The sequence below is a fragment of the Paenibacillus pedocola genome, from assembly GCF_031599675.1.
GTDB lineage: Bacteria > Bacillota > Bacilli > Paenibacillales > Paenibacillaceae > Paenibacillus_AQ > Paenibacillus_AQ pedocola.
The window spans coordinates 2,438,355-2,464,947 of record NZ_CP134223.1 but is presented as its reverse complement, the minus strand read 5'-3'; the positions used below and the strand labels follow the sequence as shown (position 1 = coordinate 2,464,947).

The following is a 26,593-nucleotide window of genomic DNA, read 5'->3' as shown; positions in this document are numbered from 1 at the left end:
CATGCACCACCTTAAATAGTATTGTGATCCTTTACAGTAGGATACCCACACCTGTCATCTCACGGGTGTGGGCCCTGCTTCTCTATTGTTTGTCTGTAATGTACTCATCAAGCCGGATAGCTATCGCAGCAGCTTCCGCACGGGTCAATACGCCCGCAGGGTTGATCTTGCCGTCTGTCCCGCGGATGATTCCGTATTTAATGCTAAGTGCGATCGATTGCTTAGCCCATGCCGGAATCATATCCTTGTCCGAATAACTGCTAAGAATTTGCGTAATCTCAGCATTGCTAAGCGTTTCACCGCCGGCGCTGACCACATTCAGCAGTCTTCCGACCATTGTCATGGCTTCCATCCGCGTTAATGTAGCCTGCGGTGCATATTGTCCGGAGCTCTGTCCAGTGACAATTCCCAGCTCAGCGGCGATAGATACGCTGCGGCTGTACCAGCTGCCTGCCGCCACGTCCGTGAAGTTCTGCTGCGTGAACGGATTGTTCATGAGGCCCGCTACTCTGAGCAGAATGGTAGGCAGCTCAGCACGGGTTACTTTAGCCTGAGGGACAAAGCTGTCAGCCGCCTTACCCATGACAAACAGTTTGTCCGAAGCGTCTTGAATGCTTTGTTCGGCCCAGAAGCCCTTGGCAACATCCTTGAACGCCTTGGTGTTGTTGATAAAGAACAGACTTCCTTCTCCTGTCAACTGGACATCCACATAACTGCCGTTTGCGGCCAGCTTCCAAGGTACTGTCGTCCAGTTGCCGCTGTCATCTTTCAAGACTACAGCGGTTATGTCACCTGCAGTGATACCGGTTGGAATCATAACCTTAGACTGAAGCGCCGGTGTCCATTTGCCCGCAGGCAGATTGACAGCAACAGTTGTCCCGCCGCCTGCAGCCAATACGTTGAAATTCTGAGTCTTGGCAAGAGCCGTCATTGCCTCCTTGTCCGCAGCGGAGTTGTTTCCAACGCTAATCTTAAGCGGCTCTTTCATTCCGGCCAGGTTCTCTGGTCCAATTACAAGCTGGGCTTGTGGCAGACTGACAATAATCTTCTTCTTGGCTGCAATGGCCTGCTCTGCAAAATTCAGGTCAACAGTAATATTGAAGCCTGTAGCCGCAGAATCTGTGCTGCTAATCGTAATATCCCCGCTGCTTTCCCCAGCCTTGCTGTCCGTAGTCACATGAATGATGGCCGTCGTTCCATCCCAGGCAGCATCCACAGGCTGACCATTTAATGTCGCAGCAGGAAGCCCGGTCGGTGTTACCGGTGCAACACCGCCAACAGCGCCGCCACCGCCTCCGCCGCCACCGCCTGTTCCGCCCGGCAGGTTGGAGTAAATAATCGATGATACTTTAGCTGCTGCCATGGCAAGCTTATGGAGCGAAGTACGTTTGGCAACTACGATTACGTCACCCGGTTTTACAGAAATCACACCGTCCGCAGGCAGCATTTCCCAATCGCTCAGATTGGATTCGAATACCGGAAGTACAGCTGCTGTACCTGCAGGGTAGATCTTATAAGCCAATTGCTGGCCGGTCATATCTCCAGAATCAGAGACGACAATCTTCGTATGATCGGTATCCGCGTAGACTGTTTCTGCCGAAATTGTCAGACTGCCCAGCTTCTCAGGCTTAGGTACTGCAACCGTAGCAACGGTATAACCTTGAAGGCTAACACCTTCCGCTACCTTATATTCCCCTTCAATCAGGCTGGAGCCGGTTGACAGGGCGGTAATTGTAGTTACTGGTTTTTTCGTAAGCGTATCGTTCGCTGTTACAACCTCGACAGAATCCCCGGAAGCCACTGAATAGGTGATTTTGCTGAGCTCGCTGTCTTTCACAGCCACCTGCTTATATTTCGTCTTCCCGTTCTCATCCTTGCCGTCTGCCACTTTAAGATAGGCCTTAACCGTGCCGGTCTGGCCAGGCTGCAGGGATGGAACCTTTTCCAAAATCAGAGCCGACGGAACTTCGAAGCTCTCATTCGAGATATCCACAACCGCCGAATTCTCATTGCCGGCCGCATCCGTAGCAGTAAACTGAAGGGCCACTGTAGGTTCGGCAGAATTCACCGCTACTTTGGCGTTAAAGGTTCCGTCATCCGCTACCGGAATTACCGTACTTCCCACTTTAAGCAGAGTATCCTTCGTGGTTGTACCCGCTACAGTAATTGTGTTGCCTGTACCGTCATTGACGGTTCTGGCTCCGGTTGCCGGCTGATCAATATAGAGCACAGGGGCAATCGTATCGACCGTCAGGTACAGCATTGTGACCGAAAGATCCTTGGTCACTGAATTCGTTGCCCGCAGTTCAATCGCGAACGGTCCGTCCGTCTTGAACTGATCCAGCTTCAAGGTGCCCTGGCTTCCGCTTGCGGTATTGCTGAGCGCAACCTTGCCAATCGATTGATCCGCATAGAAGGCTTCAACCGTCACGTTCTTCTGATCCGAAGTCAGGGATAGTGTCTGTTCTGTCTGCTTCGTGAGCAGATTGGTATAATCGCCTGTATCGACTACGGTACCTTGTCCTGTTATGTCCAGATTAGGCTTAACTGGTTTGGGAAGCAGTTTTGTCGCAGCTGCAATCCGGTCAGCGTAATGATAATTCTGATTCTTATCATCTGCCGCTGTCGGAATCGTTGCTGCAGAAACGCCAATCTCATATTCGTGATCAACTTCAAGCCCTACATACTTCACATCCTTCAGGTCCATTACGGTTCCTTCCAGACTGCCCAGCTCCACTTCATCCGTTGTGGACGTTGCGGACCAGCCGCCGATCAGGATCCCTTCGTATTTGCCGGTCGAGGCATTCCAGTAAGGGGCCAGTTCGTCTTCAGTAAATAGGATCTCTCCAAAATTGGAATAATCCTTCATTGTTCCATCCTGCTCACGCTTGGCATCAATGATGTAGCTGTGTTCATAATCTGCATGTCCGGCCTTCTTGGCACCCGGTTTGAAGGAAAGGGCAAACAGTCCGTTCCCTGCCGGTTCAACCTTCACTTCACTCACGTTCTGCGGAGCAAACGGATCAGTGAGCTCAAATTTCTGGGCCGAGGTCTTTGTAGCGAAATTCGCGCTAGATTTCAGTTCAGCACGCAGATAATAATTCCCTTGTCTTAAGAGACCGCGGATATCCTCCTGGTTCCCCATCAAGGTTACATTCGTTACATCAAGGCTGGTGCTGCCGCTTGTAATTCCATTGCTTACACTGCCACCCTGTCCAACTGGAATATCCTTCGCAATCAGCAGTCCAGGGTCACCCGCTTCTAGCACGGCATCGCCATTTTCCAGCGTAGTAGTGTTCTTAGTAACAGCATCTTCTGCCAGATACAGATTAATGGTATCCCCTTCGGCAGCATTGGCTACTTTCCAGGAAGCGGTGAACTTGTTGACGTTCGTGCTGTCCTTAGCCAGGTTAATATCATTCAGCTGCGGTGTAGTTGGTACATTCAGCAGCTTCGTCTTGACAGCGGAAACAGCCGTAAGTGTCCATTTGCCGCCGCTCTTCACCTTATCTGCAGGAACGATGATATAAGCTTTGCGGATATCGACCTGGTCAGGAGAATTACTGGCCGGAATATACTGTGTGAATGCATTGGCAGTAGGGTCTGTATTCGTGTTGTCGAATTTAACCGGGAACACCTTGCCGCTAGCATCCTTCAGAGTGAATGCCGGAAGGTCCTTCGATTCATATTCCATTTCAATGACCGCATTACCGGTTACATTATCCATTGGAATTTCATGCACTCTGCCGCTGTTTTTAACGGTAATGCCGCCTACGCTGACATTGAGTGAACCATTTTCAACCAGCTTCATCTCTTCGTTAATTTCGTGATAAACAATTTCCTGATTCTCTTGTTCAGCCGCCGGAGCTGCTGCTTCTGAGGTTGCCAGAGTCTCTACGCCCTGACCAATAACCATCAGACGCGGTCCCAGCTCTGGGTCATCTACAACCAGATGGATCATGCCTTCCGGCAGTTGATCAGTCGAGGTACCGAATTCGACCCCGCCTCCCCAGTAATAGGTAATTCCGAGCGAGATCAGCAGAACGCCGATGCTGCCCCATACCTTATCGTTATTGACTCCAAGGAACATACTGGACAGCGGCATTCCGCCGACAATCGGTACATCGTTTGGAATCTGTACTTTTGAGCCGATATAGCCTTCAAAATCCGTCCGGTTCTTCTCAAGATTCTGCCCGACGAAGATCCCCGCTTTACCGACAATAATATCCCAGCCGCCGATATCCATCTCCGACTGCACGCGCACGAACCATGGGGTAACCCATTGGGCTTCAAGCAGCGCCTCTGTCAGCATCGGCAGCTTCTCATCATCTTCAGCATCTGCTTTCGCTGAATAATCCAGCTTGCCTTCCACTTTAAGTCCGGTCCGTTTTACAGTCAGGTCTACATCTCCGAAGAAATACGCCGGAGCCATACCGAATCTCAGGCTCACGCCTGCCGATACGGTCAGCGGGAATGGATCATCCTTGCTGCCTCCGGCAATCGTATCGGCCAGTTCACGAACTGCACCGCGGACTCCGGTCAGATAAGTAGCACCGGTAATCAGAATCCCCGGAGAAGGCAGTCCTGCTCCGAAGGCGATGACATCCGGCAGAATCCGTCCGTCCTTTACTTTCTTGAGTGACAGTTCAATCGATACTTCAAGCATATTTTTCAATTGGGCATCAAAAGCAAGCCCGTACTGATTCTCAACCGGCTCTCCGCCGACATCCTGGACATAGTGGGTGACCGTAATCTCACCGCTAGGACTCTTCGGTCCGTCTTCCTTTTTCTTGGCAGCCCCTTCCTTCTTAGGTCCGAACAATCCAAGCTCCTCACCTAAGTCGAATTTGAGCGCCGCGTCAATGCCGACAAAGCCTTTATCATTAAACACAACGTTGTTGATCTCTGCATTAACGATCTTCATCGATAAGGAACCGCCGAAGGAGATACCGCCTTCTCTTAAAATGAAGTCATTAAAAGAAAGTCCGAATCCGTCAATCGAAAAGCTCGGTGCACCAAACAGCGATTGCTTGTTGAAGTATACGTCCTCAATCATCACCTGGCGCAGCGGGTTCAAGCGGTCGCCCACGCCCCCGACGGCCCATTTCAGGCTGCCGTTCTCGGTATCATCTTCCGGGTTCGTATTCTCTGGCGCTTCTTCACCCTCCTCTTCTTCATCTTCATCATCACCGGTGCTTGCGGAAGGAAGATTGTAGTTATCTCCGCCCAGAGACTTGTTGAAGCCGTTGAAGAAGTCCAGTGTCCATTCGCCCTGATGGAAAATAAAGCCGCTGCTCGCCACACTCAGCGTACCGTCCCCTTTAATAAACAGCGTATCAAGGAACGGCATATCATCCGGCTGCGATACTCCGAAAATGTCGAGTTTACCACGGACAAACGCCAAATCTTTTCCTGTGTATGCTACAGAATCATTAATAATTGCCGGTTCAGTCTTCGTATCTACAATAACTTGCTCGTCTGCTTTGGAACCGACCTGCTTGATCATCCCGCGGATGACAACTACCACTTCGCGGTCAATTTCCTCTTCCTCCGCTTCGGCCTCGAAGGCCTCCAGCTCTTCTTCGGAGTCAAACAGTTTGTAATTGTAGAGAGGTGTTTCTTCCAGTGCTTCATCATCCATGAAGTCACTGAGCTCAAATTCCGGATCAACCGCCTTGCTGGCCATTCCGAATACCGCTTTGGTCTTTTTGTATTCCGTTACAGCATTGTAGAGAAACGCACCGTCTTCGAACGGCTCGTCCGGGAACATGCTGTTCAGATCGTCAAGCAGATCCCCGCTCACTGAAGCTCCGTTCGCGATTCCGCTGACATCTACCAGCTGCTTGTAAACAACCATGATACCGGCTTCACGGATCCGTGATTCATCATTGTCGGATACTAGAATGGTCTGTTCGGTTGTAATGTCATACATTGCAGCGACTTCCTCATCGCCGCCGGCATCGCCTTTGTAGTCAATCTCCACCTGGTATTCACCAAGCGGCAATTCAGGTCCGAGGTCCGGCTCTATCACTGTCCCCGACTCATCTACCTTAGCTCCGCCGCGGTACGTAATCCGCATGTCCCCGGACATCCCATCATCCGTCGGCTGCATGACTACCGCATCCTGCACATCAACCTTATATCGTTCACCTGTTACGGTTTCTTTCAGATATAAGTCAAAGTTAGGAGCTGTCGTCTCATTTCCGGTATTATAAGCCTCTATATTAGAGAGGTTCACCGTCATATATTTCACATCAGTGCTGTAGAGCTCTTGCGGCGAGATTCCGTACACGTAGGTCGGAGTAGCCTCGCCAACTGGCGGCAGCAGAATGAAATTGGATTTATTCGATTCATACTGTGCTTTGATGCTCTCATCATCAACCCCTTCAATCTTGCTCTGGGTCTCCGGACTGCGGGCAGTCAGCATATATTCGCGCGTTACCGGCCAAGGTCTGCCTTTAGCCATAACTTTGAAGGAAACGGCAATCGTATCGCCCGGCTTGTATTTAGGCTTAATCCCTTGTTCCGCTTCTTCAGGTGTGGCGGATTTTTTGAATTCAAGACTCCGGCTCCGCGTATTCTCAAGAACCGGCTTCCCGTTCTTATCCCTAACAACATCGCCCTTGCTGTCGAGCTTAACAAAATCAAGCCCGCTCTCTAGGTCAAGCTGCACTTCAATTTGGGAATGCTCCATACCAAAAGCGGCCAGATTCTCCACTTCAGCGGTGATGTCAAAGATCCCCTCATTGTTATAAGCGCTGTTGTCCGGAAGTGTGGCCAGCTGCTGAATCTGGTCTACATAACGGATCGAGAAGACTTTATCCGGGGCAATGATTTCTCCCAGACCATATACAGTCTCGAAGCTCTGGGAGCCGCCGGCAGCAATAGTATCCGGGTTCCAGTAGAAGGCAACCGCGGAGTCAGAGCTCCCATAATCGTTGGTATCACGCGTGAAATCCAGATTCGGATGTACGGTGTAATCCCATTTCGTGTTGGCCAGGCCGTTCCAGTGGCCGACAATCATCTCATCTACAATGTTGATATTCTGCTCGGCGATATTGTTGAAGCCGTAGGCGACAACGTTCGTCGCCTGCGGGTTCGCCAGGTCCAGCTTATCGCGCATTACCCAGTAGGAAGGCAATTTATAAAGTGCAGCATCCTCATCCGGAATACCGGCAGCTTTCGGGTCATGCGTCAATTTTCTTTCTACCATTAAAGGTGCCTGGTATGCCGTACCAATCTGGAACAGAGGGCCGTCATTGCTGCCTACCATCGTATCAAGCAGGATCCGGCTGCCCACTTCAACCTTGGCACCGCTTTTGTTATTTACTTCATAGCGGATATTCACATTTCCGGAGTTCACCTTATCGGCGCTGTCGGTATAGAGCATCAGAATTTGCTTGATCTCTACGCCTTTGATCTTCCAGATCATCTCCAGCTGCTGGGTTCCGTTCGTGTTTACCACGATTTTCGGTGCAGTGGTCTCGGAATAAAAATTGTTGCCGAACTTATATTTGTTACCGTAGATATAATCTGTTCCATCAATCCGGAACGTCGTGAACGACGTTTCCGGATCATCTCCCTTGAATAACAGATTTGTTTCCTGGTCTTTTTTACGTATTGGCTGGCCTTCCACTGTACGGACACCATACCGGCCCGTAGCGTTATCCACGGTAACTTTGATGAATTCATTTTGGATAGTCGTTGTGTTCGTGTTCTTCACGGCATCAGCCAAGGCATGCAGGCTTTCCGATGTGGACAGGAATACCATCACAAATGAGAGCATCATCGCACACGTTTTTTTAAACAGCTTCACCATAGTCCCCCCTGTTCATAGTTTTCTAATTCGTGCTGCTGACAAAGAAGGTCGCATACTCACGGTCGCGTTCCTGCGTTCTCACGATAATCGTATACCAGCCGGCTTTCGGGAAAGTAACCTTGTACTGGCCGCTGACCAGCTCCTGGTAAGTGATCTTGGTTGCGATCGTCTTCATTTGCCCTTCACGGTAAAGTCCTGCCTGATACAGCAGATCGAAGGTACCCCACTCGTTAACTTTGTCTGCTCCAGCTACCTTCATCACGTTGTACCCGGAAATCTTGAAGGTAATCTTATTGCTGCTGAACAATGCAGATTCCCCGGAAGAAGCCGAAATCAGTGTATCGTCCCCGAAAATAAGCAGTCCGCCGTCTTTTACTACGACTACACTCTGAGTAGCAATGCTCTTGTTCCCTACCTGATCTGTAGCAGTATAGGTAACCAGCTGGCGTCCCAGTTTAGTCAGATCCAGGTCGCTGACTGCAACCTTCACATTCCCTGCCGCCGATACATTATCGGACACGGTGTAGCCGCCCAGGTCAGTGGCAAAATTGAAGTCAGGCTTGTTCTGGACAATGCCGACGGTTTCTTTTTTCAGCGTCAGTTCAGGCGCCGTGTTATCCAATCCTTTGACCGTAACCGGAATTTTGTTCGAGTTGCCGAGCAAATCAGAGATTGCGATGACTGTAGAGCTATTGCCCTCAAATTCTCTTGAATAGGTGAACGTTCCGTTAGACCCGCTAATCTTGTTAGTGTAGCTGCCACCAGACAGAATTGGCTTAAGGCCTGAGAAAATCATATTCGGCGCTGTAGTTTTACCGGAGATCGTAACCTTCACCTTACCCTGTGCGTACTTCTGTCCGCCGATGGTGACAATCTTACTGTCCGGCAGAGTTTTGCCTGCAGCATCAACGAAGGTATAAGTAACGTTATCCGCTTCCGGCGGTGCACTCACGATATTAGTCACTGTTTCCTTGACTACCGTTGTATTACCGAACTGATCAGCAACGGTGAAGGAAGCAACACCGTTTTCTTTGAGCGAAATCGTCTGATTCTGGCTGGTGATAAAGAGTTCCTTGGCCGAATCATCCGCTTTTTGAACTTCAAGCGTTACACCGGAGGAGAGCAGCACATTGCCGTTGCCATCCTTAATCGTACCGAACACCTTGCTGCCATCCGTTCCATATTGGTAGGAGCGGACAATTTTCACTTTAGGTGCTTCTTTATCAATATTGTTCACTTGGGCTACAGCCGTTCCTGTATTGCCTGCAGCATCCTTAAATTCAAACGTAAACGTACCGTTCTCAGTGAAGGTATGGCTGCTCTTACCATTATTGTTCGTGATTATAATCGGCTCTGATGGTTCCGTAAGCAGAACCGTAACATTGCTGTTGGTGAGCTTCGTGAACGGATACTCCACTGTCGCCTGCGGATTGGCTCCGTCCACATTTTTGACAACGACATACAGGTTATCTGTTCGTTCGGGATCGTTGAGATCAATCAGTTCAAAGCTGTAAAAGCCGTTCTCTTTGACATTAAAGGTATTGCCGGTGCGTACCGGTGTTGTCGGATTCGACTTACCGAGAATGACTTTAACTCCCGCAGGTACCGTTACATCAATATTTGCTCCGACCTTAGCATTCACCGGACCGGTAGTCACCTGACTGGCCAGCGCGTATACCGGAGCTTCTCCCGGCATATTGTCCGGAAGCTCAAGCTTAGCTGCATCACTGATCTTGCCGCCCGGCGTTCTGTATTTCACCATAATTTCAAGTTGTCCCGGAACACCTGTCGGCACCTTAACCGATACAAAGTTCGTGTAAGGTCTCCAGTTCACCCAGCTGCTGCCGTTGTCCGGTGAGATGGAATATTCATAACCTGATTTATCCTCAGTATCGAGGCTCAGCTTCACAATCGCGGTGTAGCCGTCTTCTTCGTCACCGGACAAATACAGGAGCGCCGACTTGGCATCAGCCGGTGGGGCTTCCTTGCCTCCTGCTGCCGATACCTTGAAGATTTCAGGGGTCTTCGCGATGACACTATTGCCTGCGCCATCCACAGACCACACATACAAAGTGAAATCAGCTACTTCACCCGGTGCCAGCACAGCAGAGCCTTCGATTTTTGCTTCTCCGTCGTCAGGAAGAGGCGCCCAGCCTTGGGATGCTGCGCCAGGAATACCTGCGCCCTCTTTAACCCATTGATAGTTAGATTTCAGACCCTTCTTGCTATACAGCTCCGACACAGTCACCACCACTGACTGTTTAGGAAGCGGGTAGTTGACGCCGTTCTTGCTGAAGGTCACAGCAGCCGGCTGGTTATCAAAGTAATAAGCTTTGGAGTAGTAATAAGCCTTATCGCCTTGCTTCACGGCCACATGCACATACTGCACGCCGTTCTTGGTGGCATCTGCAGGGATCAAATAGCTTAGTGATTCCTCCTCATCCTCAGCCAGCAGCTTTGCAGCAGGTTCAGCACCATCTGCCGGTGTCACCTGCGATCCAGAAGATGGAGTTGGTTCCGGCGTAGCGGCCGGTTCCGGGCTCGAACTGCTGTCCGCAGTTGGTGCCGCTGCCTCCGGTGATGCGGTAACCTCCGGAGCAGGAGTAGCTTCCAATACGCTCATTGCTACTTGCTTAAAGCTGCCTGCGCTCAGCGGACCAGCCGCCAACAGCTTCATCATGGCTACAGGACCAACCACAGCACTCACTGAAGGTTCGGCGCCTGGTGAAATGGTTTCAGCTGGAGTTGGTACAGGTGTTGGCTCCACAGGAGTTCCTGCTGAACCGCCAGAACTGCCGGTCTGTGGAGATGGAGAAGGCTCCTGTTCTTGAACCGCTAATGGCTCAAGCAGAGTAAACTCCGCATCATCCGTCGGATGATTGGAACTGCCAGTAATGGCATATCCAACGTAATCCGGCGTAATCCCGCCGATCTTGAACATCACATCATGGCTTTGCACATAGTTTGGGTTAGCCTCGGGTGCGAATGTAGCAGGAACGCTGTCCTGCGAATTGACCGTCACCGCTTTGTCGTAAGCTTTGCCCGTAATTTCATTGCCCGCTCTATCCATTGCCTTGAGGTAGAGCCAGTAGCTGCCATCCTCAAAAACATCTTCATAAGTGGACTGAGTAACCGTAGTGCCGCTATAAGTGGCCGGCTTCCAGTCATCGTCTAACGGCTGATTGCCGTCCTTGACCCACTGATATTTCACACTGCCGATTCCGCTATGCGGGTCCGTAACAAGTGCTGTAATCTCTACATTGTTAGTTTTGTCGTTGTTCGGGGTGCCACTAGCAATCACCGGAACCTGGTTGTCCAGCTTCAGGACCCCTACCTCATGAGTCCAGTTGGAATCATCCTGTTTGAAATAGTCCAGCTTCCACGTGGTTAAATCACCGTATTGACCTACGGCAACCAGCGCTTTGTTGTCGGCATACAATTTCTTGTCGTCGTCAGTACCTGGGGCTTCCGCTTTCCAAGCTTCATATTGCTCATAATGCAAGCGGACATAATTCTTCATTAATTCATACTGTTTCAGCTCACGCGCGGAATCCCAAGTCATATCTGCGGTCCAGGTGTGCAGATACCACTCACCGCTGTTCTCGGAAGTAAAGGCTTCCGCAGGCGGAGAGAGCAGGTTGGTTTTGTTATTAGCCACTTGGAGCTTAATGTTCTGATACTCTCCCGGATAGAGCTCCTCAGAAGGCTGTTTGGCTGCCAGGGCATAGCGTTTTAGTGCGGCAAAATTATCCTCCGTCTTGTCAGCAAACGGATCGGACGGGTCCTGGCTCCATAGGTAGTACACCAGGCCAACCGATGGTGAGGCTGAGCCTGTCATATTGGACGGGCGGTAAATCCCCCGGCTTGGTCTGTAATTCTTTTGATCTGCTACGATGGGATCAAGCTCCGGAACCATTACTGCCGGATCATTGGCATCAATCGTAACCTTGCCTTTTTTCTGATAGGTTGTATTGCTGCCCCCGCCGCTCTCATAGCGGTAGCTGACAATTGGTTTCGTATTGTCAATGGACAGGTTCGCCCAGTCAATCTTAGAGTTGATTAGCGTGGAGTTGCCGTCAACATGCTCCCCTGCATAGTTAGCCGGCTGGAACAGCAGGTTACCCGCATAGTCCTGAACAACATCAATGTCAGTGTTATTGCCCTTGGCATCATTCGACAACGCAATAACCTTGAGCAGCGGCGCTTCCACAGTAACACCGTCAGGAACGGTCATCCGGAATGTCCAGTTCTTCGTATTAGAACCGCCGGTATAATATGCTTTCATGCCGTTGTTGAAATAAAGGAAGGTTTTCGCAGTATCCCAGCCTTTCTTCACCACAGCTTCTTCGGTCATCTGGACCGTGAAATCAATAACGTCGCCCATATTTAGCGTTACGCCCGTTAAAATTTCCGGCTGGATGCCATTGCCTTCCTTCGTATATTTAGGTCTCACCGCATCGACAATGACACGGTAGCCTCCGTGCTTGTAGTCGAAGGGATCAATGGTATCGCCTTGTACATTAGGCAGACTATTTGCACTGCCAACATTCGGGAAGCTGATGATCGCCATATTCCCGGCGGCATCCGCCAGTCCGGCGGCCATAAATTTCTCCTGCATCGTCTGTTCCATTGGAGGATTGTTCGGTGTAGTACCTGCAATCTTAGGCTCCAACGGAAGATTCCCGCTCTGGGAGTATTGGCTCGGACTGTATTGGAAAGCGATTTGTTTGTTGAGAGTCGACAGATTGGAAGAACTGTATGTGATGTTCTCTAGATACTGTTGTTGTCCGGCTCCCGGAAGCCCGGTTCCCGCCGGATTCACAAACAGCGGATGGCGCAGAAACCAGTCCGAGTTCTGAGGTACCACTGAGGTTGGCTTTACAGGTTCAGTGAAATTGTAACCAAGCGTAACGTTCTCTGTATTTTTTACATAGAGCTCAGTCTGATTGATTGTAGTATTCTCGCGCGTTGCCCCGTTGCCGGTGAAGGTGTAGTTGTTCAGTACGGGACGGATTTTGTCTTGAAATTTAATAGATACACCTGTGGCACCCGATGCTCCTCCTTTATTTCCTTCACCTGAAACAGAAATAGTAATAATTGAAGTAGGGGTTATGACAGCCTTACCGCTCTTGTTGTCGGCATCATCATCTCTTGAATCTCCAGATATAATGGTTCTCCCGTCAATCTTGATCGAAGCGCCGCTGACGCGAGTCCATTCGAACCCAAAGACTGAACCGCTATGATAAATCAAATCTTTCCAGCCAACGACTACTTCCGCATGACCACTCATTGCAAGATTTCTCAGCTCAGTATTGCTGGCTACATCAATCTCAAAATTAGCACTACCACCATCGTCATCGGTTATTAAAACATCGCCATCTGACCAGCCGATTGAGGTATTTTTAGAGTAAGTTGTTCTAAAGCCTGCTGTCTGATTATTAAAAAGATTAATAAATGAGTTATCAGCCGCATAAGTCAAGTTCCCAATATGTGTCCCTTTTCCAAAAGTGACTTCTAGGTCCTCTGTAGCAGCCGAAGCCTGACCTGCCCATGAACCTGGTATTAAGGACAATAACAAGCTCAGGATCAGACTTAATGCCGTGTATTTCTTCGCTCTCCTGCTCTTCAGCAAATCAATGCTCCCCCTTATTCTTTCGTTGTTTTTCGCCCGCCGTCCTACAAGATTCTTTGCTCGTAATCTCTCTATGTGCTCGCACTCTCTCCTTTCGGCTCCCTTACGGCGGACAAAAAACAAATAACATCTTTTTACCTATTTTTTCATATCTGAAATCCATTCTAGCAGGACGCTCTAAACAAACTCTTAACAAATCTCGACAAAATACTGGTTCAGAGGAACTAAAATCGGGTACTTTGCTTGAAAATGAATATTTTTTTGAAAATTCTGCTAAAATGATGCGAACTTTCGACTTTTTTTTATCAGACAGAACTGAAAAAACCTCTGTACAACAAAAAACCTGGACGGTAAATACCATCCAGGTTTCGGGAATTTAGATATGAAGTTCATTTTCTTTTCTTGCAGCTTCTACTTCGTCACCGCGCTCCGGTTAATCGCCTTGCCCACCTGTCCCAGAATCGCCGACATCGAATCCTCATCATTCACATCGTAGTCATCAATATTCAGCCGCAGCACCGGGCAGGCGCTGAATTCGCCTATCCATTGGGAATACCGGCCGTGCATATGCTCCCAGTAGGAGACATCGGTCTGGATTTCCATTTCGCGTCCGCGTTCATTGATCCGGGTAAGGATCGACGGCAGGCTGCCTTCGATATAGATCAGCACGTCAGGATGCGGGAAATACGGCGTCATGACCATAGCCTCGTACAGACTGGTGTAGGTTTCATAGTCGGTTTTCGACATGGTGCCTTGATCGGCATGCATTTTGGCAAAAATCCCGGTATCCTCATAGATCGAACGGTCCTGCAAGAAGCCGCCGCCCAGCTCGAACATCTTCTTCTGCTCCTTGAAGCGTTCCGCCAGGAAAATTGGAATTACCGGCGTCCTCATTTGCGATAAGTAACGTCGCTCAATCTACAGGCATACTTGCAAGTGTACAAGAAACTCATACGAATGAGTTATGGTCACAGAAATGGATAAGCTTCAATTAGGAAGGCTTTCAGTCTATATACTTGTTTTTTCTACTTCTTTATCTATATCGGCATCTGTCATGTTTAAGAAACCATAATAGGTCGCAAACGGATAATATGCATAAACTTTATTATTATAAACATAGGATAATTTAGGTTTTATTATATAGAATTTATCCTTGTTTTTTGTGCTGGTTTTTATAACAACTTTCTCTGTTCCTTTTGGTTTAATGTTTATAGGTTTATTTTCCAAAGAAGTTTCATTTAAGTCTATTCCCAAATCGATAACCTTAATATCATTCGCAGTAGTATTTGTAAAACTAAAATTATATCCATTAAAATCATTAGAAACTAATGGAAAAGTGTCACTCATAACCAATTTCTCTTCATTCTTATCCTTAGAAACATTAAAGTTCCAAATACCTACTAGGTATTCTTCAACAGAATTATCATCAAATTTTATTTCAATGTACCTTACTTTTTCCTTTCCTGGTTTTTGAAAAGATACATCTAATGTAATATTTCTAATATCGTACTTTTTTGATGAGTCACTTTTAACTAATTTATAGGATTTGACCTGAGTAGTTACTGAATTCTTAAAGTTTATGGATACGATACTTTTAGTAGATATTTTATCTTTATGGTTTTTCTCAATAAAATAAGCTAAATCAATAGTATAATTTGTGTTTAGTTCTGCTGCTATTGAGGAATTGTATTGGATAAAGTGTGCTACTGCAAATTTGTCTTTTGTTAAAGAAAAATATGTACCAAAAATCACTACTAAAATAATAACTATAAATGTAAGAATTATTTTGAATTTTTTAATCATATATTCAAACATCTCCCAACAAATAGTATAGTATTAATCCAATGTTCAACATTGGATTAATACTATTATTCATCTAGTCGTTAACTGTGCTAATTATTGGTAGACAACATAAAGATAAGTATTAGGTGTGGGTTGGAGATAAGTTGAGTATACTCTTGGATCAACTATTTCGCCAGAACCGTAAGAAGTTTGATAGTGAGTTGTTTTTACAAATGAAAAATCTTGAGTGTAGTAATCAGCACCAAATGCTAATTTACTAAATTGTGTTGCGGTAGCGGGTAAGGTTATAGCAACAGTATAGGTAGTTGTGTATCCAGCGGATAATCCGAACTGGACTTTCATTTTGTCGATTGCTTCTGATGTCAGGTTTCCTGTGAAAGTTAATGCAGTCGCTTGGGCTTTACTCCAGGTATATCCAGATGCTTGCGCCCAACTTTCAGTTAAGTATCGAACAAATTTCTTAGATAGGAATGTTTTGCTAGATTCTGAACGAATATCATAAGTGTTCCATGAGTATCCTGCATCCATAGGAGAAATCTTCGAGTTAGCTTCATTTTCTACAGTAGGGACACCTTGCACGCTTACTGATGCTCCAATTGTAGAACCGTCACTACCATCACTCGTTGCCGCGCTAACAGGTACTACTCCAATTGATAATGCCAATAAAGCTGTGGAAAGTAGAACTGATAATTTTTTCACTAAAAATCCCTTCTCTCATAATATTTGTATGTATGGCCAGTACATGGTGAATATATTACTATTAATTCCTTTATGTGTAAATAACATAATATATATACAGGGGGAAATATCCATTTATTCAATATATGATTAAAAATACGAGCGATAACCAATATCATAAGAACATATTCTAATTTTAAATAGGGTGTGTGTGAAAACTATCTTTGATGGCACCTCCAGCAAGGTTTAGCAGCATGCAGCGGGCAAAAAAGGGACTGAGAACGCAGAAACTCACTAAGAGATTTGACTTTCCCAAGGTGGCCGAAACACCAAAATCCATACCGTAGTAGATGCAAAGGGTAATCCCATTCGCGCATGTTTTTAACGCCTGAAATTATCCATTAAGACACGGTCTCAATTGAAACTCTCTCTGGTATTGCGCTGCCTGAAATCGTGGTTTTAGCTGATAAAGCTTATGTAACCCTGAAAATTCGAACATTTATCGAATCTGAAGACGCTGCGTTCTCCATCGCGCCAAAGTTTAATGCTGCAAATCGTTAGGAATGCAACTTTTAGTACTTGTAGTGTTTTTGCAATTCAGCGGGATCGCCACACTATATGATAAGCTTTCTCGGATTTTGAGCGTTGCCTTTTTGGCTTCTGCCATGATTTTGTTGAAGTAACTCCTCTAGGTTGAGTTTTCAGACACGCCCTAAAAACTTTTGTCCCGAAATAAAAAAAGCAGCGCCTTTTGGCACCGCGATTAAGACCTCATATTTTCAGTTTAAACTCATTAATTAACATACGATAAAAGGCCTTACTGCTATCAATCATTTTGTAAGCTGCTGCAGCGATACATGAAAGTGAAAGCAAGATTAATCCCAAAATATACTCTTTCGGTTCGGTTGATGCATTCCTAACTACAAAAACGATTAAAATTATGAAAATAATTGCTACTATTGATACATAAATTGCCCACGGAGTATTAGTATAAAAACCCATCTAAATAATTCACTCCTCCAGCAGAAACTGTAAGACTTCTCGCTCTGCAAACACCACAACCTCAACTGGAGCTCAAGTAAAATACTTCGCTTTACTTCCATCTCAGGTATGTTCATTGGAGGAAGCAGGATAATCCGCAATAATATCATGAATAATCGAAGCGAGTAGTCATATAGAAACTCTTTACTTCGTCACCGCGCTCCGGTTAATCGCCTTGCCCACCTGTCCCAGAATCGCCGACATCGAATCCTCATCATTCACATCGTAGTCATCAATATTCAGCCGCAGCACCGGGCAGGCGCTGAATTCGCCTATCCATTGGGAATACCGGCCGTGCATATGCTCCCAATAGGAGACATCGGTCTGGATTTCCATTTCGCGTCCGCGTTCATTGATCCGGGTGAGGATCGACGGCAGGCTACCTTCGATATAGATCAGCACGTCAGGATGCGGGAAATACGGCGTCATGACCATAGCCTCGTACAGACTGGTGTAGGTTTCATAGTCGGTTTTCGACATGGTGCCTTGGTCAGCATGCATTTTAGCAAAAATCCCGGTATCCTCATAGATCGAACGGTCCTGCACGAAGCCGCCGCCCAGCTCGAACATCTTCTTCTGCTCCTTGAAGCGTTCCGCCAGGAAATAAATCTGCAGATGGAAGCTCCATCTCTCAAAATCATGGTAGAACTTCTCCAGGTATGGATTGTGGTCGACCTGCTCCAGCGATGTCTGGAAATTCAGACGCTTCGCTAGGGCTGCAGTCAGCGTCGATTTGCCGACTCCCACTGTTCCGGCTACAGTAATAATGGCATTGTCCGGGATATTGTATGTGTTCATTTCATAAGCTCCTTTAGTTGTGCGGCGATAGCGCTGAAATCTTCCTGATTCTCTACAAAATCAACCTTGTTCCCATCAATCGTTACAATGACGGTCGACGGTTCGCGGACAGCGAGTGAGGCCATAGCATCATCATAATCTTCTATTAATTGCTGCATATACGCAGGTGAAATTTCCTCTTCGAACGGGCGGCCGCGTTTGGCGATTCTGGCCATAAGGGTATCCAGATCAGCACGGATATAGAAAATAATATCAGGCTTTGGCAGATCATCGGTCAATACATGGTAAATCTCGCGGTATTTGTCCCGCTTCGTTCCTTTTAGAGTACGCTCGCCAAAAATCAGATTCTTATAAATATGATAATCGGAAATAACCGGTTTATCCTTATTTATGTACTCGTTCACGGTATCTTCAAGCTGCTTGTACCGGTTGCAGAGAAAGAACATTTCCAGCTGGAAGCTCCAGTCGTCCATATTCTGATAGAACTTGTCCAGATACGGATTCTCCTCCACAATTTCTTTAATCACCGGTAGCTCCAGTTCACTGGCCAGCATTGTGGCGAGGGTTGTTTTGCCGGCCCCGATCGGGCCTTCCACTGCTATAAAGGGTGCATGTTTCATTAACGCTGATTTCCTCCTCAAATACGGACCATGCCGGGTGAAGCTGCGAAATGTGTATCCTCAAAAAACAGACTCAATCATTGTATCACAGGAGGCCTTTGCGTGAACGGTTGAATTTGAGATTTTTTTGTGCTGGTGATGCAAAAAAAAAAAAAAAAAAAAAACCGTACCCGCTTAAGAATAAGCAGATACGGTCTATTGATTCTTACAGCAGCCTACTCTTCGAATTTACTGAGTAAACGCTTGAGGACTACCGCGGCCTGGGCGCGGGTGGTGATGCCCGCCGGCTCAAAGCCGCTGTCTGTGATGCCTTTCATAATTTCATCGTTCAAAACCATAGCTACATCTTTCTTCGCCCAGCTAGAAATGTTGCTGCTGTCTGAATATTGTCCGAGCAAGCCCAAGTCTGCCGCGGATGGATCTCCGGCGCCAAGCAGCGGATATGCCCGGCCAATCATGACAGCCATTTCTTCACGGGTAATCGTCTTGTTCGGGCCAAAATGGTCATTGTCCCATCCCTTAACGAGACCTTTGGATACTGCACTCTGTACAGCTTCACTGTACCATGCTGATGGGTCAACATCTGTAAATCCAGCACTGGTCTCTTTGCCACCATCCGACAGATTCAACGCTCTAACAAGCATAGCGGTGAATTCTGCACGGGTGATCGAATCATTTGGTTTGAACGCAGATTCGGATGTACCGTTCACAAGTAAGTGGCGAACCATCCAGTCAATATCCTGCTCTGCCCAGTGTCCGGCCGTGTCATCAAAATGGCGGTGCATAATCGTTAGTGCAGCATAAGGGCCCATGGTATTAATGTCGAACACTAACCCTGTGCCATTGGCGTTCGGGGTGCTCTTAACATAAACCCATCGTGAAGCTGCCGTATCGTACCGATAAACATCGACAAGCTCCTTTTTCTCCGACAGTGATACGAATTCACCCTGCAGAGCCCGCTTGACCGCAGCGACTGGCACCGGTGCTGCCAGATCATTGCTGATCGTTTCCGCATGCACCAATACAGGCGGGCTTAGCAGCTTCATTCCTTTACCCGGTTTGCCCGCATTTTCAGCTGCTGTTGCCGGGTTCATTTCCCCCGTCTTGACTACAACCAGCCTATACTTGCCACCATCAGCCAGAGATGTTCCTTTCAGGGCTACTGCTGCATTGATTTTCACATTTATCAGTACCGTTTTTACCTGCAGTGTCGCCTCAGCATTTTTCATTTGCTGCATGCCTTGCGCCGGAATCTGCAGAATTACACCATCCGCTCTATCCTTCAGTTCAAAATAGAGGGTCTTGCCCTTTAGGCCGTCTTTTAAAGCGGCCAAAATGGATTCTGCGCTTAGATCGACGTATACAGTCGTTTTCCCATCAGGTGTGGTTTTGCTGGATATTTTTGCACCTTCACTTACATCAAGCGGATTTTTCGGTTCCCCGCCCGGAGTAGACGTCGGTCTGATTGTCGGGGTCGGGCTTTCCGTCGGATTTGCACTCGCAGTCGGCGACACACTTGCGGTAGGCGTTGGACTTGCTGTTGCCGTTGGTGTCGCACTTGCCGTTGCCGTCGGCGTCGGTGTCGCCGTTGCACTTACTGTCGGCGTTGGTGTCGTCGTCGCACTTGCTGTCGGCGTTGGTATAGCTGTTGCACTTGCCGTCGGCGTTGGTGTCGCCGTCGCACTTGGCGTTGGTGTCGCCGTCGCACTTGGCGTCGGTGTCGCCGTTGCACTTGGTGTCGGCGTTGGCGTCGCTGTTGCACTTGGTGTCGGTGTCGGTGTTGGCTCGCCTCCACCAGCGACACTTACATGAATGCGGTAAGTCTTCGCTGTTGTTCCGCTGCCCAGATCTGCTGTTACCTCTATGATTCCGTCCTCAGGCAAGGTCAGTTTTTTCGCCATTCCGCTAACCGCCGGTTCCGAACCGATGGTAAGTTTCGCAGCAGTGTCGGCAGTTACAGCAGTAATCTCCAGTTCCTTCGTGCCTGCCAGAAGTTCCAGAGTGTACTCAGTTTGTGCCGGATTAAATACCGGCGTGAGTGTCCCGCTTCCAACGGTCAGACCACTCAGATTCGGATTCACGTCAGGTGTTAATGCCAATATACCTTCTCCTGAAAGATTACCCTCCTTATCCTTTACAGCTCCCGCGAGTAATGCCAGCTCAGAAGCTTCCATCACAGAATCGCTAAGTGTAAGCAGAAGCTCAAAGGATTCACTGCTGCCTTGTTTCGTTGCAGCTACAGCCGATGTAATGATACCGGCAGTGCCTTTCAGCGTAAACTTTGCAGCATCAGCGAGTGTCTGGATCGGCTCATTAAATGAGATCCGGATCATCCGTCCTCCGCTCTCCATACTTGCTTTTACTGCTGTCGGACCTTCCACATCAAGCTCTCTCATCGTGACCGGATGCGGACCTGTATCTTTATCCAGCATCATAACATTTGCATAACTGCTGAAAGAGCTCTTTCCGAGCTTCACGCTGTATTTCCCTTCAACAGACAAGTCAGTCTTAGGGATGAAGCGTACGGTCCGGGATAAAGATATACCGGGGTCGGCAGCACTTTTCTCCAGCTGGATAAACTTAATAGTACCCTCCAGCTGATTCTGATCCTCCCCTGTAAGAATGACTGCTCCCTTAGGTAACTCAGTCACCTTAAGGTACTTGGAGAAGGTAATGTCCACATAGCTTCCCCCCTCATAAGTAACCCCTTGAACGGAAGAAATTTGTGGCGCCGCCCGTGAGATCAGCCCCGCGTTTACTTCAGTATGCGGCGGCGGAACATCTAATTCTGTGCTGGACAGCGATTCATAGCCTGCTTTGCTCCAAACCACTTTCCATTTTCCGGGCGGTACGTCCCAGCCATATTTCCCGGCTCCATCCGTTAATTGCGGATTTACCTGTTCATACTCTGCGGCATCCCAGACTTTCCACGCTCCGGAATTCGTGTCCTGGTAGAGCACCGTTGCGGTTACTCCCTCAAGCGGATTGCTCTCTACTGCTTCATACACGAAGCCGCTAGGGTCATAAATCCATTTTGGACTGGCTACCTTTATGCCCCTTTTCTTGTTCTTTCCATCTTCGTCGTCTTTACATTCGTTGTAACCTGAACCAACTTTATTGATTTGCTGATCAACATATCGGTCAATTCTAATACTTGCATACTTGGCCATCCCGCCTGCTGCGTACCCGGCAGGCCCGGTTAATGCCATCGCACCTACCCATGCTTTCAATGCCGTTTTGCCTACTTCTCCAAGGATTACTGCGGCCAGAGCCTTCCCTGCTTCTTTTACAGTAGTCGGCATTTCATCTACACAATCCATGCCGCTAACCTCGACATTATGCAAAATCTTGCTAATCTTTCCTTCGTATTTCGAATAGGTTTTGTACTGGCCCTTCACCTTCATGATTGTTCCGCCAACCGGTGCTGCAGAGATTCCCATTTCCATTGTGAATTGAGCGGCTTTTTTCCATTCAGGCTCTTTAGGGGGCTCTGCAAAAGCTTCGATACTCTTCAAGCTTCCTTCTTCCTGCACCAGAAGATTACTCGGCAGATAGCCGCTCATCTTCATACTCATGGTAGTATCAGTTTCAGAAGCCTCATAGTGCTCAAGGATAACCGGCAGTCCTGAACGGTTGGCCAGCTCCACTTCCTCGGTAGTGGGAATATATCCGGAATCCGGATTGTAAGTCACCTTAATATCCATCTTCGTATCATCAAGCTGCGGGAAATTCAAGATAGCCGATCCGGAGTATATACCATCCTTCAGTACATAAGGCTCTCTAGATACTACTTCGAAGTCCCTCATTAACGGAGGCATCGACGCGCGGATTTGATCAATGTCCTCGATCGTATCGTCAATAACGACCGGCCGCTCCTTCACATCATAATCCACATAAATAGCACCCAGAGCATTCTGTGTTGTCGGTACAGTAGCCCGGAACAAGTCACCTTCTCTTACTGCGGGAATAGATTCCCCATCCTGTCCGTCCATGTATACTCTAACGTGCTCTACCTGATCCGGTTGTGTAAATTCCAGATCGAATAAAAATGGATGTCCAGGGACTACAGTATAAGGCAGATCCGGCACATTCTTGCCTACCTCCAGCGATATCCATCTGCCGTTCGGCGCCTGGGAATAGGCCATCCGCACCAGCTTAGGGAAATTCACATCATATTCCGCGTAGGATTTGTCAGATTGTAATTTCACACCATTCATTTCAGTTTCGGCCCGTAAGGCGTGCATACTCTGATTACCCATATCCACAAGGGTTACGTTAACCTTCCAGATCCCTGAGGCGTTAGCCACTGCTCCGCCGATCCGCACATCGGTATCATAGATATGCACTGTTCTTCCGGCCGGGGCGTAGCCGCTTAAGACGGTCTGCATATCAGGGGAGGAGATTTTGTCCGGCGCATCCAGGGTTACCCTCGGTGTATCCAAATGCACCGTTCCGATCGTTTCTTCCACACTCTCCGTATTCAGGGAAGCCTGAATTCTCGCAGCTGTGGATACACTGGCTTTATTAAAGGACGGGGACACCTGAAGCTTATACGATACTGTACCGCTGTTTCCTTTAGCCAGATCGCCCAGAGGTACACGCAGAATACCTTCATCCAGCACAGCTTCTCCGGCACCGCCTGTTACAGCCATATTCCCGAGGGAGTCAGTAACAACTGTCATATCCTCCGGAATTTCAAGCAGGAGATGCGCATCCTCAGCAGTTAGGTTCGTATTGTTTCTGTATGCGGCTTTCATCACTATAGTACTTCCAGGAATAGCCCGTGCAGGCTGAGCTGTCAGGTAATTTCCAGATTGATTCATAAAATAACTGGACGGACTGAATGTAATCTTGCCCAGATCCTTTATTTGATTCTCTTCAACGGTAAATTCGACGGTTGCATACTCATATTGGTTCTGATGACCCGTGTCGCGGATGATTTTAAGAATTTCCATCCGGAAGGTTCCACCTGTCGGGATATTCACGTTGAACGGATGACTCTGTAGCTGATCATCTCGTGCTTCTGTAACCCATCTCTTGCCTCCGTTAGGAGTGATTTCATAGATAGAACCGCTGTACATAATATTGCGTCCCGTCTCTACCTCTCCTTGAATCCGCGCCCCTTTTTCCTCCAGGCGAACCTCCACGTTGGCATTTGAATTCTCATCCATAACCGCAGTACCGCAACCTCTCGCAAACCCGTAGATATTGCCCTCCACACAGGCTTCTACCTCGCTGCCGGGTCTGCCGGCAAGTGTATAAGAATTCGAGAAGTAACCTTTGACCCAAGCACCATCCGGTTTAAGGGCCACCGTAGTCCAGAGAAATTCATCATTCATGTTAAGAGGACCGAGCCAATCCGTGTCTAGTGCCTTTTTGTATACATTCAGGTTGACCACATAATTGTCCGGCTGATTCATAGGGATTTCCATAGTTGTCGTGGTCTCAGCCTTCACAGTGGCTTTGAGCAGCCCGGAGCTGAGCTGGTAGTTAGGCTGAATTGCTTCAAGAGTCGCTTCCCCAGCATACAAATCCAGCCTCACTTTGCCGTCAAAACTGGTACGGCCTCTGGTGACGACCGGTTTGCCCTTGTAGTTTTGGGTGGCGGTAACGATAGAATCATATACGAGCTTATTCTCCGGATCCCTTACCGTCACCTCCAGCTTTCCGCGGTTAGGAGAAATGAGATTAACCAGTAATTCATTATCCCCTTTATCCAGCGTTATGCTTAAAGATGTACCGGGCGCAAGCTCATATTCTACATCATCCAGATCAAGCTCAGCGGTCAGGGTCTGGTTCTGCAAAAGTCCCTTACGCCACCCGGTTGCCCCGTCAATCCCTGTGGTAACAGTGTCTACCAGCTGATGTTCTGAATCCCACAGATCAACCCGGATATCTGGAACCGGCTTGCCGTAGGTATCGAGTACCTTTACTCTCATCTGTGCAGGCAGCGTAACCGGAACCTGGATGGAAGTGGTTCTGCCGGGTTCAATCATCACACCCTCCAGCCGTGCCATTTCATACTGGTAATCCGGGGTATAGAGGACAATTCTCGTTTCCTCATCAGGCTCCAAGCCCTCAATAAGCTCCAGCTTATTTCCGGTGAGTGTGACGGATCTTTCTGCAACGTCAGCTTGAAACAGGGTGAATACGGCTCCCTGCAGTTCCTCCGGCGGTACACCGGTGAACTCAATATCCAGATTTCCTCCCACAGCGAGCGGCAGGTCGTCTGCTTCAATCTCTTCAACCTTTCCTTCACCCGTAAGGACCAGCTTCATTTCGCTAAGCTCAGTCGCATCCGGCGGTAGTTTAAAGGACCCTCTGTATAATCCCGGTGCCTCTGCCAATTCTTCTAAAGGAAGGGAGTCTGATTCTTGGACTTGCACATCTCCCTCCCACTTCATATAAGTCCATTCCACACTTGCCTCACGGCCCGCAGGCCCCTGTCCATACAGCTCAATGGTACTTTCCTGCTTAAGAGGACCCCATTCACTGCTGCGTTCTCCCACCCAGTCGAAGTATAGAGACTCATCCGGAGGAATCTCTCCGCCTTCTCTAATCCATGTATAGGAAGGCCCTCCCATGCTCATATGGTAACGGTTGTTGATGGCTTCCACCTGGATCAGATCTTCATCATCCGTCCCTTGGGGAACATCCGTCAGAGTGTATGTCATTTCTTCGCCCGCAGGTATATAGGCGATACGTGCTCCGTTCAAATACAGGGCATATCCCGTGACACCTTCCGCGTCAGTAGCTTCAGGCCAGCTTACGGTAATAGAATCCTTACCGATGTTAGACGCCTCAATGCTGCTTCCTTCCGGCCATATAGGTTCGGTTCCGGATGTAGCCACAAAATAATCAAAAGATTCAAACTCCGTATCACCCAATGGCTCCATGTAAGAGGAGAAGAAGGTAATTGTTGTCCCGCCATTTCCAACTGTTGGCCGCATCGATGTAGTACCGAGCTTTACATCGGATTCCGGTACAGCAATTTTCGCCGAGCTGAGATCCTGAATACCCGCCACATAACTCTCTGCAGGATCCGAAGCACTGTCCCTTCTTACCTCATAGGCCACATAAGCGCCGTCCTGGCTGATCGAGGGATATCTGCTGTCTCTGGTATGTTCACTTCCGTCTTCCTGCAAAGAAACTCTCCGGAAGCTGTCTTCCCCAGTATCGTAGACATAGATATCATCTTTGCCGTTGCTGTCTCCGGGAACCAGATCCTGCCGGTAGGTGGTGAAAGCTACAACCCTTCCGTCACCGCTGACAGAGGGTGATCTGCCATGTGTGATTTGCTTTACCGTTCCATCTGCCAGATGGTAGATATACACAATTTCTGTTCCGGTATATTCCTCCCCGGAGGTGAGTTTAGCTTTGGAGACAAAGGCGATGGTGCTCCCATCCCCGCTAAGGGAAGGGGCCCAACTGTCGGTGTTCAAGCCTTCCTCAAGCGGTACGCTGATCCGTTTCAGCTTCTCCCCGTTTGCTTCACGGTCGTAGAGATACACATCCCGTTCTTCATTCATATCCTGCGGAACAAGCTTCGCATCGGAATCAAAAGCCACATATCGACCGTCCGCACTAATGGAGACATATTCCCCGTCGTCGTATCTGAGCTCATTCGTACCGCTTGTTCCGCTCACGGTTTCCAACTCGTCAGTCGTTCTGTCATACAGATACACCTTGGTTATTCCGCTGAGTATTTCTTCAGCGTAGGTGTATACGACATAACGGGCATCCGGAGTCATATCGAAATAAACTACCGTTCCGGTAGTATCCGGCGTTCGTACACGCTGGAATTCAGCCGTACTCCGGTCTTGGATATATACGACCTTTCGACCGGTCCCCTTCTCATCCTCAAGATCATAAGTCATAAACGACATATATCTCTCATCTGAACTAAGCTCTGTGAGCGGCATGTCAAACGTAGGGTACATAAAGGACTTGAACCCGCGGTTCAACCTGCTGAGCAGGTTCCACGATGCAGGCGTACCGGCTGCCACCGATGGCAGCAAATCCTTAAGAATCCCGTCCGCGTTATACACGGCTTCTGTAACGGAAGATGCTGCCGGATTACTCTCCGGCACAGCGGATGCAACCACAGTGCCAGGCATTGCTGCTGTAATCAGCATACTAAATGCCAGCAGAGTAGCGAGCTTTTCCTTTATGGCTCTGTTAAATCTGATTTGCATTGCACTC

At 48.2% G+C, this 26,593-nt stretch carries 8 protein-coding genes and 1 pseudogene; all 9 read right to left on the bottom strand.

The genetic code is table 11. The features are described 5' to 3' along the window. Positions 1-82: 82 nt before the first annotated feature. A complete protein-coding gene (locus tag QU597_RS10405) occupies positions 83-7,819 on the bottom strand; it encodes an S-layer homology domain-containing protein (RefSeq protein ID WP_310832572.1) in 7,737 nt (2,578 codons plus the stop codon). Between the two features lie 22 nt (positions 7,820-7,841). Next, complete coding sequence (locus QU597_RS10400; protein ID WP_310832571.1) at positions 7,842-13,451, bottom strand: hypothetical protein; 5,610 nt, start codon at positions 13,449-13,451, stop codon at positions 7,842-7,844. 411 nt (positions 13,452-13,862) lie between these two features. After that, positions 13,863-14,321 (bottom strand): annotated as a pseudogene (locus QU597_RS10395) (deoxynucleoside kinase); the annotation flags it as partial. Between the two features lie 138 nt (positions 14,322-14,459). Next, a complete protein-coding gene (locus QU597_RS10390) occupies positions 14,460-15,254 on the bottom strand; it encodes a hypothetical protein (RefSeq protein ID WP_310832570.1) in 795 nt (264 codons plus the stop codon). A gap of 93 nt (positions 15,255-15,347) precedes the next feature. Continuing rightward, positions 15,348-15,953, bottom strand: a complete 606-nt coding sequence (locus QU597_RS10385) for a hypothetical protein (RefSeq protein WP_310832569.1) — start codon at positions 15,951-15,953, stop codon at positions 15,348-15,350. Positions 15,954-16,703: 750 nt separating this feature from the next. After that, on the bottom strand, positions 16,704-16,934 hold the full coding sequence (locus tag QU597_RS10380; RefSeq protein ID WP_310832568.1) for a hypothetical protein: 231 nt from the start codon (positions 16,932-16,934) through the stop codon (positions 16,704-16,706). 183 nt (positions 16,935-17,117) lie between these two features. Continuing rightward, positions 17,118-17,771: a deoxynucleoside kinase gene (locus tag QU597_RS10375; protein ID WP_236333299.1), complete on the bottom strand. Its 654-nt coding sequence runs from the start codon at positions 17,769-17,771 to the stop codon at positions 17,118-17,120. Then, the gene (locus QU597_RS10370) at positions 17,768-18,391 is read right to left on the bottom strand and encodes a deoxynucleoside kinase (protein ID WP_310832567.1); all 624 of its coding nucleotides are present in this window, start codon (positions 18,389-18,391) and stop codon (positions 17,768-17,770) included. Before QU597_RS10370 ends, QU597_RS10375 begins: the two co-directional genes overlap by 4 nt. Positions 18,392-18,606: 215 nt before the next feature. Continuing rightward, on the bottom strand, positions 18,607-26,586 hold the full coding sequence (locus tag QU597_RS10365) for an S-layer homology domain-containing protein (RefSeq protein WP_310832566.1): 7,980 nt from the start codon (positions 26,584-26,586) through the stop codon (positions 18,607-18,609). Between the last annotated feature and the right edge of the window lie 7 nt (positions 26,587-26,593).